Here is a 13,048-nt window from a genome sequence, read left to right as displayed (position 1 = left end):
AGATGGCAGAGGTACGGCTCGAAGGCGTGACCAAGTCGTTCGGCGGTAAGACCGCGGTGAACGACCTCAACCTGACCGTCGAGGACCAGGAGTTCCTCACACTGGTCGGACCGTCTGGTTGTGGAAAGTCGACAACCCTACGGATGATCTGCGGCCTGGAACGCGCGAGCGAGGGCAACATCTACTTCGACGGCAAGCCGGTGAGCTGGCTGCCGGCCAACAAGCGCGACGTGGCGATGGTGTTCCAGAGCTATGCGCTCTACCCGCACAAGACGGTCCGGCAGAACATCGGCTTCGCGCTGAAGATGATGCGGGTGCCGAAGGCAACGATCGCCGAGCAGGTGTTGCAGGCGGCACGGACGCTGGACATCGAGGATCTGCTGGATCGCAAGCCACGTGAGCTTTCTGGTGGCCAGCGGCAACGAGTCGCGCTCGGCCGGGCGATCGTCCGCGACGCCGGCGCGTATCTGCTCGACGAACCGCTGTCGAACCTGGATGCACAGCTCCGGGTGCTGATGCGCGCGGAGATCAAGCGGCTGCATGTCGACGTCGCCCGTACGTTCATCTACGTCACCCATGACCAGGTCGAGGCGATGACGATGTCGGACCGGATCGCGGTGATGCGTGACGGCATCATCCAGCAGTGCGCGACGCCGGAGGAGATCTACGAACGCCCGGCCAACCGGTTCGTCGCGTCGTTCATGGGCTCACCGCCGATGAACTTCGTCACCGGCTCGTTGGCTGACGTCGATGGTGTGCGGACGTTCCGCTCGCCTGCGCTCACTCAAACCGTCGACCTGCCTGCCGGGCCGGACGACCCGGCGGTGGTGCTGGGAGTGCGGCCCGAGGACGTCACCCTCTCCAGCACCCCAGTCGTAGGCCATCATCCGGGGAAGGTCTTCGTTGCCGAACCACTTGGGCCTGACGTCCTCGTCACCGTGCGGATCGAAGGCGAACTGATCAAGGCCCGCGTCCCGACACCGTTCCGGCTGGGCCACGACAGCACGGTGTTCGTCGGCTTCAACCCCAGCCGTCTGCATCTGTTCAACGCCTCCGACGGCACCGCAATCCACGCTCCGAACCGAGAGGAACGCTCTTGAGAGACCCCGAGAACGCGACCGTCGAGGTCGAGCTACCGGACGACTTCGACGACTTCTGGGCGGCCGGCCTGGCGGACTGTGCGTCGTACCCGCTGGATCCGGTCCTGACCGAGATGCCGTCGCTCTCCACAGACAAAGTGATTGTCTACGATCTGCGCTACACGAGTTACGGCGGTCTGCGGATCGCCGGCTGGTACACGGTCCCGCGCGGCCTGTCCGCGCCGTACCCGGCTCTCGTCACGATCCCCGGGTACATCTCGGAGCCGACGATCCCGAAGGAGTGGTCCGAGCTCGGGTACGCCGCTCTCGCGGTGGCGCCACGCGGGAAGCTCCGGTCGAACACCGTCTTCAATCCGGGCTACCCGGGGTTGTTGACGCACAACATCGTGGACCCGAACACCTACGGGTATCGCGGGTTCTACCTCGACGTCGTGCGGGCGGTTGAGGTATTGCTCGATCGTCCTGAAGTCGACAATCAGCGGATCGGACTGCAGGGATCGAGTCAGGGCGGCGGGCTCGGCATCAGTACGGCGGCGATGATGCCCGACGTGATCCGGTGCGTGGCCGCGGGAGCGCCGTATCTGTGCGGGATCATGACCGCGCCGACGCTGACGCGGTCGTATCCGTACGAGGAGATCAACGAGTACCTGCGATTGCACCCGAAGGATGTCGACCGGGTGCGGGAGACGGTCGCGTACTACGACGGGCTGAACTTCGCGCCGAAGGTGCAGGCGCCGACGCTGTTGTACCTCGGGCTCGAGGACGACGTGTGCCCGCCGGAGACCGGGTTCGCGCTGGAGCGCGTGCTGACCTGCGAGACCACGTTGCACACGTACCCGCACTGCGCGCACCACGCCGGCCTGCCTGGCGTGATGCGGATCGTGGAGGACTTCCTTGCCAAACACCTCACCCCTGGACGGTGACCGATGAACTTCGACAGCTACTGGGCCGCGGTCGACGAGGAACTGGCCGCGATTCCGGGCCGGCCGGTGCTCGACCTGGTGCCGCAACGAGCCACCGACGAGGCGACCAGCTACACCGTGCGCCTGACCAGCACCGGGCCGTACCGCGTCTTCGGTCACCTCAGCATTCCGACCGGCGACGGCCCGTTCCCGGCATTGCTCCAGACACCGCGCTACGGCAGCGTCAACCACGTCCCACACCCGAACGACCGAAGCCGGTACGTCGTGCTGGGTCTGATGCATCGTGGTCAGCGGCTGGCCGACGAGGGGTTCTCCGCGGCGTACCCGGGATTGTTGACAATGGACATCGACGATCCGGCGTCGTACATCTATCGCGGGATCGCGGCCGACTGCTTGCGCGGCGCGGAGTTCCTGATGGGGCTCGCGGAGGTGGATCGTGCGCGGGTCGCGGTGACCGGGGACGATCTGGCGGTACTGACGGCTGCGCGGCGGCCTGGGTTCAGTGCGGTCCGGGTGACGGAGTTGCTGTTCTACCGGGCGATGGAGGCTCGGTTGCGGTCGAGTCATTACCCGTTGGAGGAGCTCAACGATTACCTGCGGGCCGGCTCGTCGGCGGAGATTGTCGACAAGACGATTGCCTACTTCGATCCAGCCCGGCATGCGCCGGCGGTGGCCGGGCGGACGTTGCTCGCGGTGGACGATCCCGACTGGTGTGCGCCGCTGACCGGGGCGTTTCCGGCGGCGAGCGTGTATCAGCTGACGCATCTGGACGGGACGGATAACGACTTCCTGGATGCCTGGCTGGCCGAGCTCTCCGGCGTCCGCCCGATGTCGAGGTACCTGGCATGACGAAGAGGTTCTCGGGATGGATCGGGTTGCGGGTATGAGGATGGGGTTCCTGGCATGACGAATCCGTTTGGGGTGCGGCCGGTGATCAATGCGTCGGCCACGCTCACCGTGCTCGGCGGATCGTTGATGGCGCCGCCGGCCGTCAAGGCGATGGTCGACGCGGCGGCTCACTTCGTTGACATGCACGAGCTGCACGACCGCGTGAGTGAGCGGCTTGCTGCTCTTACTCGCAACGAGGCGGCGTACGTGACCTCGGGCGCGGCTGCGGCGATCACGTTGACGGTTGCCGCGTGCATCACGGCTGAGGCGCAGGCGTTCCCGATCGACGCTGAGGTCGTCATGTTCGCCAGCCAGCGCAACGGCTATGACTACTCGGCTCGCATCACTGGCGCGCGGATCGTCGAGATCGGGCCTTCGGCTGACGAGCTCCGGGACGCGTTGGCTCGTCGGCCCGCTTGCGTCCTGTGGTTCGCCAACTCGAACTACGCGGTCGGCGCGTTGCCGATCGAGGACGTGGTCCGGATCGCTCGCGAAGCCGGTGCCGAGGTGCCGGTGATTGTCGACGCCGCGGCACAGATTCCGCCGGTGGCCTCGTTGTGGCACTACACCACGGAGGTTGGCGCGGATGCGGTGATCTTCAGCGGGGGTAAGGGGCTGCGGGGTCCGCAGGCGAGTGGGTTGGTGCTGGGGACGCAGTGGATTGTCGACAGGTGCCGCGCGCATGCATCGCCGTACCAGGAGATCGGGCGCGGGATGAAGGTGGGGAAGGAGGAACTGCTCGCCCTCCTCGCCGCGGTCGAGTGGTCGCTCGAGCAGGACGAGGAGGCGGTGATCGCCGGGTACGAGCAGATTGTCGACCGGTGGATTGTCGGATTGCAGAACTTGCCGGGAGTGGTCGTCGAGCGGCGGTATCCGAGTGAGGCGGGCCAACCGCACGGGCGCGCCATCGTCCGATTGTTGACAACCTGCGTGTGGACACGCGACGAGTTGGTACGGGCGTTGTGGGAGGGCGACCCGCGGATCGCGGTCGGTGACTTCAGAGTCGGCGACGACGAGATCGCGCTCAACCCGCAGACGCTGGAGCCGGGGGAGGACCTGGTGGTTCTCGAGGCCCTGGTCCGCCTTCTAGGCCGGTCCGATGATCCCGCGCCTACTGCACTCGGCACGGCCTAAGCTCTGGGAATGGCGAGCAAGCCGGATGAGACCCGCGACGGGGTAGACCTGACCAACCTGGATCAGCCGCTGTTCGACGGCGCTGACGCGACGAAGCGGGACCTGGTCGACTACCTGGACGCTGTCCACGAGCGGATCCTGCTGGAGCTGCGGGACCGGCCGTTGTCGGTGATCCGGATCCGGCCGGGGCAGCCGAAGTTCATGCAGAAAAATGTTCCGAAGTACACACCGGACTGGGTGAAGACCGTGCCGGTGTGGGCGGAGGCGTCCAAGCGTGAGGTGTCGTACGCGTTGTGCGACGACCGGCGGACGTTGCTGTGGTTCGGGAACCAGCGGGCGGTGGAGTACCACCCGACGCTGGTGCGGGCCGATCGGTGGGATCACGTCACGCATCTGGTGCTGGACCTCGACCCGCCGGAGGGGGGCGACACATTCTCGAAGGCCGTGCAGGCGGCGTTCCTGGTTCGGGAGGCGTTGAGCGGCGCCGGGTTGGTTGGGGCGGTCAAGACGAGTGGCGCCAAGGGTGTGCATGTGTTCGTCCCGATCGACGAGTCGGTGTCGATCGAGGATGCGGCCGCCGCGACCCGGGCGATCGCGGCGCGGGCGGAGAAGATCGATCCGGCTGTTGCGACTACGGCGTACATCAAGGAGGACCGGCACGGAAAGGTTTTCGTCGACTCGACCCGGTCGGGTGGGGCGACGGTTGTCGCGGCCTACAGTCCGCGGGTGCGGCCTGGTACGCCGGTGTCGTTCCCGATCGGCTGGGACGACCTCGACCGGGTCACACCCCGCGACTTCACCGTCCGCAACGCCGTCGACCAGCTGGGCTCGGCCGACCGTTGGGCCGACCAACTTCCCTCGCCCCAATCCCTCCCCGGAGACCTCCTCGAGGAAGGCCGAGCCATCCCGATCGCCCGCGTCATAGCCATGCACGAAGGCAAACGCCGCAAACGAGCCCGAGAAGCCGCCGAAAACCCCAAGACTTCTGAGTAGGTTGCCGGAGGTTGCTGTGGTCGGCGATGCGGCCGACCCTGCAGTCGGTGGTTGTTCGCCGCTCCGTCCGGAGTTGTGTATCCAGCCGATCTCCGGTGGTGGTGGCGTGGGGCTGGGGTCGCCTTGGCGTGCGGTGGTTGGCGTTGGCCAAGGCTCGGGGTGGTGCTGGTACGAGCCCGTGGGTTAGGGCTCGGGGGTTGGGGTTTGGTCTAGGGCTCGGCGGCGGATGGTGGGGGACGGGTGGTTGCGGAGGGCAATCAACTGTTGGCGCCAGGTGGCGGGCCAGCCGGCTCGGGGGGCTGCGGCTGTGATGAGGGCTTGGGCCAGGAGGCCCGAGGGAAGGTCTGGGGCTGCCACGAGTTCGGTGGTGGGGGCTAGGAGAGCGGCTGGGCTCCAGGCTGGCTCGGTGGTGGCTAGGCGGGTTTGGACGAGGTCGGCCGCGGTCAGTGCCGCTAGGGGGTCGTCGGCTACCGCCTGGCGGAGGGAGGTTAGCTCTGCGGCGAGGGATGACTGGTCGAGGGACGTGACCAGTAGCTGCAGGCGGTGGTGCAGGAAGTCTGGGGTGGTCAGCTCGGCGGCTACCTGCTTGAGGAGTTGGCGGGTCTCGGCCGAGCGGTTCGACAGCTGGGCGCAGAGTTGCGTGATGAGGTACGACAGCCGCTGGCGAGCAGGGTGGTCACGCGTGCCGGTCGCGTTGGGAAGCGCCGGATCCGCCTCGGAACGGATCAGCGAACGGACCGTGTCGACGAGCTCGTCCAAACCGTCGGCCGGATTCGTCGCGACTATGCCAACGAGGGAAACAACCGCACTGGGCCACAACCCAGTCCGGTTGAGATCAACCACGAAGTCCGCGCAAACACGCGACGCAGCCCGGTTGTGACGAGCCCACTGCCGCAACGCCGCCAGCGCATGCCGGAGTACGTCGGGCTCGCTCCGAGTCGTCACCGCGATCAACAGATCCGCATAGCGCGACCGGTACGCCGCAGGCATGTCGTACGCACGCCGCTCGGTCAACACCACCGCAGTAGCCGCCGAATCATGCACGGCCTGCTCCAACACGGCCCAAGCCGCCGGGGCATACAGCAGGTACTGCGACACCGTGCTAGCGATCGCAGCCCGCACATCCCGATGAGCCCCGGCCCAAGCCTCAGTCAGTACGGCGCCCGCGCCAGGTGCACGCAAGGACCCGAGCAGCCGCACCGCCTCCTTCCGAGACGTCACCTTCACGCGTTCACCAGTCAGCACCGGCTCCAGCAACCCGGGAAGCAGACTCGGCCGCACAAACCGAGCGGCCCGCGAAGCGGCGTACATAGCGACCCGAGCCCGATCATCACCCGCATGTGCCAGCAACACCGGCAGCACGAGATCAGGCCGATCACTCCAAGACAGTCCGGCGAGCGCAGCCTCCTGCATCAGTACGTCGTCACTCGCCAGGAACTGATCCAGCGCAGCCCCCGGCACGTGCCCGATCGCCGTCACCGCGAATCCGCGATACCACTCCGGCATCCGCTCATCCCGAGCCGCACCAACAAGCAGTTCGGCGTACCGGGCCTGCTGCCGAGGCAGCCACTGCCGCAGCGCGTAATCCGGCACCGCCCAGACCGCACCGTTGCGATCGAACCGCCGGATCCGATCGGCCGCGGCCAACACCGGATCGAGCAGATCGGTCCGGAACTCCGTCACAACCCGCCAGACCGGCTGCCACCGAGCCATCCGCACATCCCGCCGGATGATCCGCTCAGCCCGCTCACCCCGGGTGCGTGGCGCCTCCAACCAGTACCGGCAGGCCCGCTCGACGGTGTTCTCCTGGTTGGACCACACCGCCTGCTCGAGCACGTCCTGCAGGTGACCCAACGGCCAGGCCCGCCGCTCGAACGCAGCCGCCACCGCGAACGCCAGCCCGAACTCGTTCCGCTTGGCCGAAGCCTCGATCGCCGGCCGCAGTACGTCGTACACCTCGACCTCGCGCCCGCGCGGCAGACCGTCGATCAGCCCGGCCAGACTGATCGAGCCCTGGTTCTCCGACAGCCGCCCGTGCGCCCGCAAACCCCAGTCCAGCAAGGCAGATCGGTTGCCCAGAGCACCTTGTACGACGGCACGCTCGGCCAACTGGGTGAGCGCCCGCCGCGTCGCCCACGAGGCGTCCCGCGCAGCCAGCCCGTCCGTAAGCAACAGCTCCAACGCATCCACATGCTCGACACCGAACAGCGAGGGAGGTACGGCGATCACCGCATACAGCACCGCGGCCCGCACGGTGTCGCGATCATTGCGAACCCGCTCGGCCGCCCACCGCATGGCCTCGGCCAAAACCTCAGGCTGCCGCGATCGCCCCGCCGCCAGCAGCACGGCCCGGTACACACCACCACGCTGGTCAGCGTCAGGCCGTCGTACCTCCGACTCGAGCTCCGCGAAAGCCTCCTCATACGGAAGCTGAGCGAGCACCTGCCACCGATAGAGCGTGTCATCCACGACGACCGGAAGCTGGATCATCCGCCGGGCCTGCTCGTGCCGGGTGTCATGCGGGAGTACGTCGAGCAGTTCCTCCGACAGCAGGGCCTGGCTCAGGTCGATCGACTCGGTGACGGCCGCAAAGATGCGAGCCCGGCGGCTCGGCGCCAGATCGTGCAGAAGCCCGCTCAGATCGGGCCAGACCAACCGGCCAAGCCTGATCAGTTCCTCGTCCGAATACCGGTGCAACCGGCGACGCAACGCCGGAGTGAAAGCATTCCGTACGACGGCCTGCCGATCAGGTGCGAGCAGAAGCGCCAGCACCCCGGCCGGATCATGATCGATCAGCCGACCCAGGATGTCGAGCACCGCGACCGGCAGCTCGTGCGCCGGGATCGCCTGCATGATCAGCGCCGCCACCGCATCCGGATCGTCATCGAGCGCCGCGGTCACGCCGTGCCCGACGCCCTGCCACCACTCATCCCGATCCTCGCCGGTCGGCAGCGTCTCGCGGGCGAACGCGAGCACTTCGGAGGCGTGCCGTGCAGCGAGCCGACGCCAATCGCCGGGCGCCAAGCAGTACGCCAGCTCGGGCAGCAGACGGGCCACAGTCGCGCGATCGGTGGCCGAGAGCAACCCGATCGCGGCCACATCACCCCAGCGAGCCCGGTGCTCGTCGATCAGCCGAGTCGCGAGGTGCTCCCGCCGAGTGCGCCGTACCAGGGCGACGAGTTTGGTCCGCAGCACCGCCGGCGCATCGTCGTACAAGATCCGGAGGTCGTCGTCCGAGACCGGGACACCCCGCGCGACCGCCACGAGAGCGCGGGTCTGCACGGCCGGAGTCGCGTCGCGAAGACAGCTGGCGACGTACGCCGTATCCCGGGCCGCCTCGGCGATCTGGAGCCCGAGCGTCCGCGCGAACGCGTCACCCCGCCCCAGTTCGTCGAGGAGTCCGATCAGCTCGTGCCGCTGGGTGGCGAGCAGCCGGGCCCGTTGGCCGTACGAGAGTCCGTCGATCGACCGCAGCAGCTCCGTGACGCGCATACCCCCATCCTGCCGAACCCCAGGTGTCAGCCGGCCCGCGACGCGTCGTGTTCGAGCTCCGCGAACGCGGCGGCAAGCTTCGGCAGCGTGTAATGCGCGTTCAGGCCGCTCGGGTTGGGGAGGACCCAGACGCGGGTGTTGCCGATCATCCGGTCCTGTTTGCCGATTGCCGCCGTACGGTCCCCGAAAGCGTCCCGGTACGCCGTGATGCCGACGATCGCGAGCCACTCGGGCTGGTACTCCAGCACCTTCTTGACCAGGTTCTCCCCGCCGGCCAGGAACTCCGCGCGCGAGAGCTCGTCGGCTCGCGCGGACGGGCGGTCGACGACGTTGGTGATGCCGAGGCGGTAGGTCAGCAGCTCACCTTGCTCGGCCGGTTGCAGCTGGCGCGGCGTGAACCCACTGAGGTGCAACGCCGGCCAGAACCGATTCCCCGGCCGAGCAAAGTGATGACCGGTCTCCGCGGACATCAGCCCGGGATTGATCCCACTGAACAGCACCCGCAACCCCGGCGCGATGACATCGGGCAGAGGTTGCACGTGCGACACCGTACCGAAGGACGGGTAGTAGTGGTCAGTTCGGGCTGAGGTCTCGCCTGCCGCGCTCCTAAGGCGCCTACCACTACCCGTCCTTCGGTACGCCTTTCAGTCGTTCTCGTTGTTCAGGCCGCTGGGGAGCTGCGACGCGATGCAGCTGCGGGCGACGAACAGCCAGATGGTCTCGCCCAGCGCGTCGACCCGGATCATGGCGGCGCCGAGGTCGTTCGTCGAATAGCGGTAGCCGCCGGCTGCTGGGAGTGCGAAGCCGGCCGGGTCGTGCAGGCTCCCCGAGGCGTAATTGCTGTCGACGAAATAGTTGTAATACCCGGTGCACGCCGACGGGTTGATCGGCACGATGATCGCGCCGTTGCCCGTGTGCGGTGCCGCGTCGAAGTCACGACCGAACGTACGGCGATGGGACAGCCGCTCACTCGTGTCATCGCTGCAGCTCGATGCGACCGAGGTCGAGTGCGAGGTGTCCAGCGCACCCGGGACCAGGAAGGCGCAGAAGTTCGAGCCGTCCCCGGCCCGCCACCGGCCGAAGTGGAAGTTGTTCGCGGTCGTGGTGTGAACGTCGAAGTGGGTCCCGGCGATCGCCGTCCCCATCACGTAGCCGCACGACTTGTTCGCGAGCCAGCCGCCGGCCGGCATGATCCCGTGGTTGTTGCAGGCCTCGGGTTTCGGCACGTTCCCGATGGTCGTGTACTGGTTGACGGCGTGGGCCGGGGCGCTGAGACCACACAGCAGCAGAGCCGCGGCCGCGATCGCGAGCAGCCGCCGCATCAGCAGAACCAGCCGTCCTGGACCCAGCCGTCGTGGTTGATGTCGCCGTACGCGAATCCGTAGACCCAGCTGCCCGAGATCTGCTTGACCAGGAAGGTCTGCGGATTGTGCAGGGTGCCCATCCGGGCGCCGAGCGGTTCGGTCCGGAGCTCGAGGTCCTGGGCGCAGACGGTCTCGCGGACACCGACGTGACCGTTCGCGGCGCTGGCCGGAGCCGAGGTCAGTACGGCGGCGCCGACGAGCAGGGCGCCGGTCAGGGCGGTGGTGCGCAGCAGTCGGTTCATCACCAGGACCCCCAACCGCCGAGGCACTCGATCCGGACGTAGCCCCAGTCGTTCGGGCCGAAGTCCTGGATCGAGGCCCAGCCGTTGTAGACCGGGTGGGCGCCGCGGGTGTGGCCGACCTTGTCGCCGTAGCCCAGCGTGCGCAGCGGGTGCGACGGGCCCGGGATGGCGAAGTCGTAGTTCTCGTACATGGTCGCCGACTCGCACACGATGATCGCGTGCTCAGGGACCTCGGCCGCGTGGGCGGCCGGTGCTCCGGCAGTGAGCGCGGCACCGGTGACGGCGAGCGCGCTGAGGAGGAGGGCGGGTTTCCGTGTCATCAGAACCTCCGGTTGATTGTCATCTGTGATGACGTTACGAGGTGTCGTCAGAGATGGCAAGAGGTGTCACCAGTAGCTACGCTGACCGGGTGACGCAACGCAAGGCCTTCTACGGGATCGCTGAGATCGCCGAGGCCCTCGGCCTGAACCGGCAGCTGGTCACGGCCTGGCGTCGGCGGCGTAGCCACGGCATTCCGGAGCCCGACGGCGAGCTGTCGTCCGGGCCGATCTGGCGCGGTACGACGATCGAGCCGTGGATCGACGCGGTCCGTGAGCAACGGGACGCACCCGCCCAGCCGATCAGCTCGGAGTTCGCCCTGAAGGCGGGCCGCCGGATGCTGCGGGTCGCGGCCCTGCTGCTGGAGGAGCCGATCCGGCTCAAGCTGCTCAGCCAAGCGCTCGCCGAGGCACGTGAACTGCTGCCGGTGGCCGACGATGCCGCCGATGACCAGCTTGGTCGGGCCGTCCGGCAACTGCTGTCGCCACTGCGCGCAAGTGCTGACGACCCGAGCAATCTGCGCCGTTTTCGTCGCAAGGTGCTGGCTGAAGTGGCACAGCTGGAACCTCTCGTCGAGCTGGCAGCAGAATCCCTTCCGGGAGCGGACAGTGGCAGTTAATGTGCGAGCCGTGATCGTCGAGGTACCTGGCTACCGCCTCGCGGAGCCGCTGGGTGCAGGTGCGACCGGCGTGGTCTACGCGGCGGAACGGCTCGCCGACGGGGCTGCTGTCGCGATCAAGGTCGTCCATCCCGAGTTGGTCGACGCGCAGTACCGCGACCGCTTGCGCCGCGAAGCCCGGCTGGCGGCCGCGGTCGTCCACCCGGGCGTCGTGCGCGTCCACGAGGTCGGCGGCGAACGTGATCAGGCCTGGCTGGTGATGGATCGCCTAAGCGGTCCGGATCTTCAACACCGGATGGATGCCGAGGGCCCGCTGGCGGTCGAGCGTGCCGCGGAACTCCTGACCCAGGTCGCCGACGCGGTCGACGCGATGCACGCGGCCGGGGTCATCCATCGGGATCTCAAACCGGCCAACATCATCCTCGATCACGATCGCCCGCTGGTCGCCGATTTCGGTGTCGCCCGCCAACTCGTCAGCCTGGAATCGACGACCGGGCTCGACCTCAGCGGTGACGCGGCCTGGCTGCACACCGGAGCGCCGTCCGGGCCTGCCCTCGGATCGATGGCCGGCACGGTCGCCTACATGGCTCCCGAGCAATGGCGTGGTGAGGATGTCTCCGCCGCAACCGACGTGTACGCGCTCGGCGGCACGCTGTTCAGTCTCCTCACCGGCAAACGCCCGTACGAACGTCGCACGTTGCCTGAGCTCGCCTATGCGGTCGCGATGCTGCCGCCTCCGGTGCCCAGTGCGTACGGCGTTCCCGGGTACGACGCCGTGGTCCGGAAGGCGATGGCGAAGGAGCCGGCCGAACGATTCTCGACCGCGGCCGAGTTCGCGGCGGCCGTGCGTACTGCGGCGATCGCTCGTCCGGTGATTCCGCGCACCCGGCGACGGGCGGGCCGGTGGGTCGCGGTTGCGGTGCCGGTGCTCGTCGTGGGCGCGGTCGGTACGACGTTGCTGGCTCGAGTGCATCAGGTGTCCGAGGACCAACTGACCGTCTGCGCGCAGGATGCGACGGTCCGGGATGCGCCACGGAGCCGGGCCGTGGTGGCGACCGTGTATCGCGGGGATCGGCTGACTCCGATCGCACCGCGGGACGGAGACACCTGGGTGCACGTGCGCCTGCCGGACGGCCGGACCGGGTGGTCGCTGACCGACTACGTGCGGCATCGTTGCTGAGTGCGTCAACCTGGGGTTGACGATTCATGATCGTCAACCTAACGTTGACGACATGACTCCTGGGCCTGATCTGCAGCAACTCATCAACACCATCAAGACCGACGCCGGTAGTGAGGACGAGCTCGAGCAGCTCGCGACCGCCTCGGCGACGATCAACGACATGACCAGCACCAGCGATGCCGCGCTCGGGTTCTTCGTGGACCGGGCCCGCGGCGCGGGGAAGTCCTGGCTCGAGATCAGCGCCGTGCTCGGCGTCAGTAAGCAGGCCGCGCACAAGCGGTTCGCCGACTCGTGGTCCGCCCGGCCGGGCTTCCGCCGCTACACGGCTCGGACGAAGGCTGTGGTCGACGCTGCGAAGGACGTCGCGCGCAGCCGGCACCATGCGTTCATCGGCACCGAGCACCTGCTGCTGGCGTTCTTCACGCAGCCCGAGGCTCTGGCCACGAAAGTGCTCCTCGCGCACAACATCACCGAGGAATCGGTCCGAGTCGCGATGGATATCAAGAGCCCTGCCGGGTCGCCGGACGATGCGGAGACCGTCGAGAAAGCGCTGGATGACGACAACCCGCCGTACACCCGCCGTACTGCGCATGTCCTGCAGGGCGCGGTGAACGAAGCGCTGACTTTGGGCCACAACTACGTCGGAACCGAGCATCTGCTGCTCGCTTTCTACCGGGACTCGGCCGGGATGGCGACGCAGATCCTGCAGGAGCAAGGCCTCGACGAGAACACTGCTTGGACTGCGATGCGGGCCCTGTTCGAGGAGCTGACCAAGGCCAAGAAGTAGGTTTGGTG

Annotated in this window: 13 protein-coding genes; 8 read left to right on the top strand and 5 right to left on the bottom strand. The window is 67.7% G+C overall.

Features of this window, described 5'->3' with window-relative positions:
- Window positions 1–2 precede the first annotated feature (2 nt).
- From AB0L70_RS18115 to AB0L70_RS18095, 5 genes are read left to right on the top strand one after another with little or no spacing between them, the layout of a single operon-like run.
- Window positions 3–1,100, top strand: a complete 1,098-nt coding sequence (locus AB0L70_RS18115) for an ABC transporter ATP-binding protein (RefSeq protein ID WP_363685314.1) — start codon at window positions 3–5, stop codon at window positions 1,098–1,100.
- Entirely contained in the window at window positions 1,097–2,023 is a 927-nt protein-coding gene (locus tag AB0L70_RS18110) for an acetylxylan esterase (protein WP_363685312.1), read from the top strand. The genes AB0L70_RS18115 and AB0L70_RS18110 overlap by 4 nt, the downstream gene beginning before the upstream one ends.
- Window positions 2,024–2,026: 3 nt before the next feature.
- On the top strand, window positions 2,027–2,872 hold the full coding sequence (locus AB0L70_RS18105; protein WP_363685310.1) for an acetylxylan esterase: 846 nt from the start codon (window positions 2,027–2,029) through the stop codon (window positions 2,870–2,872).
- A 54-nt stretch (window positions 2,873–2,926) separates the two neighbouring features.
- Window positions 2,927–4,045 carry an aminotransferase class V-fold PLP-dependent enzyme gene (locus tag AB0L70_RS18100; protein WP_363685308.1) on the top strand — a complete coding sequence of 373 codons (1,119 nt, stop codon included), beginning with the start codon at window positions 2,927–2,929 and terminating at the stop codon, window positions 4,043–4,045.
- Between the two features lie 9 nt (window positions 4,046–4,054).
- Window positions 4,055–5,038 (top strand): ATP-dependent DNA ligase, encoded by a 984-nt coding sequence (locus AB0L70_RS18095; protein WP_363685306.1) that lies wholly within the window; start codon window positions 4,055–4,057, stop codon window positions 5,036–5,038.
- Window positions 5,039–5,221: 183 nt separating this feature from the next.
- On the opposite strand, the gene AB0L70_RS18090 is transcribed toward AB0L70_RS18095, so the two are convergent.
- The 5 genes from AB0L70_RS18090 to AB0L70_RS18070 all read right to left on the bottom strand — a co-directional run bounded on the left by AB0L70_RS18090 (window position 5,222) and on the right by AB0L70_RS18070 (window position 10,456).
- A complete protein-coding gene (locus AB0L70_RS18090; protein ID WP_363685304.1) occupies window positions 5,222–8,530 on the bottom strand; it encodes a hypothetical protein in 3,309 nt (1,102 codons plus the stop codon).
- A gap of 26 nt (window positions 8,531–8,556) precedes the next feature.
- The gene (mug, locus tag AB0L70_RS18085; protein ID WP_363685302.1) at window positions 8,557–9,069 is read right to left on the bottom strand and encodes a G/U mismatch-specific DNA glycosylase; all 513 of its coding nucleotides are present in this window, start codon (window positions 9,067–9,069) and stop codon (window positions 8,557–8,559) included.
- A 105-nt stretch (window positions 9,070–9,174) separates the two neighbouring features.
- The gene (locus tag AB0L70_RS18080) at window positions 9,175–9,852 is read right to left on the bottom strand and encodes a hypothetical protein (RefSeq protein ID WP_363685300.1); all 678 of its coding nucleotides are present in this window, start codon (window positions 9,850–9,852) and stop codon (window positions 9,175–9,177) included.
- On the bottom strand, window positions 9,852–10,136 hold the full coding sequence (locus AB0L70_RS18075) for a hypothetical protein (RefSeq protein WP_363685298.1): 285 nt from the start codon (window positions 10,134–10,136) through the stop codon (window positions 9,852–9,854). The genes AB0L70_RS18080 and AB0L70_RS18075 overlap by 1 nt, the downstream gene beginning before the upstream one ends.
- Window positions 10,136–10,456, bottom strand: coding sequence for a hypothetical protein (locus AB0L70_RS18070; RefSeq protein WP_363685296.1), 321 nt, complete (start codon window positions 10,454–10,456; stop codon window positions 10,136–10,138). The genes AB0L70_RS18075 and AB0L70_RS18070 overlap by 1 nt, the downstream gene beginning before the upstream one ends.
- An 89-nt stretch (window positions 10,457–10,545) precedes the next feature.
- Here AB0L70_RS18070 and AB0L70_RS18065 point away from each other — a divergent pair, with 89 nt between their 5' ends.
- From AB0L70_RS18065 to AB0L70_RS18055, 3 genes are read left to right on the top strand one after another with little or no spacing between them, the layout of a single operon-like run.
- Window positions 10,546–11,073, top strand: a complete 528-nt coding sequence (locus tag AB0L70_RS18065) for a hypothetical protein (RefSeq protein ID WP_363685294.1) — start codon at window positions 10,546–10,548, stop codon at window positions 11,071–11,073.
- A gap of 10 nt (window positions 11,074–11,083) precedes the next feature.
- Window positions 11,084–12,253, top strand: coding sequence for a serine/threonine protein kinase (locus AB0L70_RS18060; protein ID WP_363685292.1), 1,170 nt, complete (start codon window positions 11,084–11,086; stop codon window positions 12,251–12,253).
- A gap of 52 nt (window positions 12,254–12,305) precedes the next feature.
- Window positions 12,306–13,040 (top strand): Clp protease N-terminal domain-containing protein, encoded by a 735-nt coding sequence (locus AB0L70_RS18055; RefSeq protein WP_363685290.1) that lies wholly within the window; start codon window positions 12,306–12,308, stop codon window positions 13,038–13,040.
- The last annotated feature ends 8 nt before the right edge of the window (window positions 13,041–13,048 follow it).

The organism is Kribbella sp. NPDC051952 (assembly GCF_040680855.1).
In the GTDB taxonomy this organism is placed as follows: Bacteria; Actinomycetota; Actinomycetes; order Propionibacteriales; family Kribbellaceae; genus Kribbella.
The sequence above is the reverse complement of the archived record's forward strand: the minus strand, read 5'-3'. Positions and strand labels throughout refer to the sequence as shown.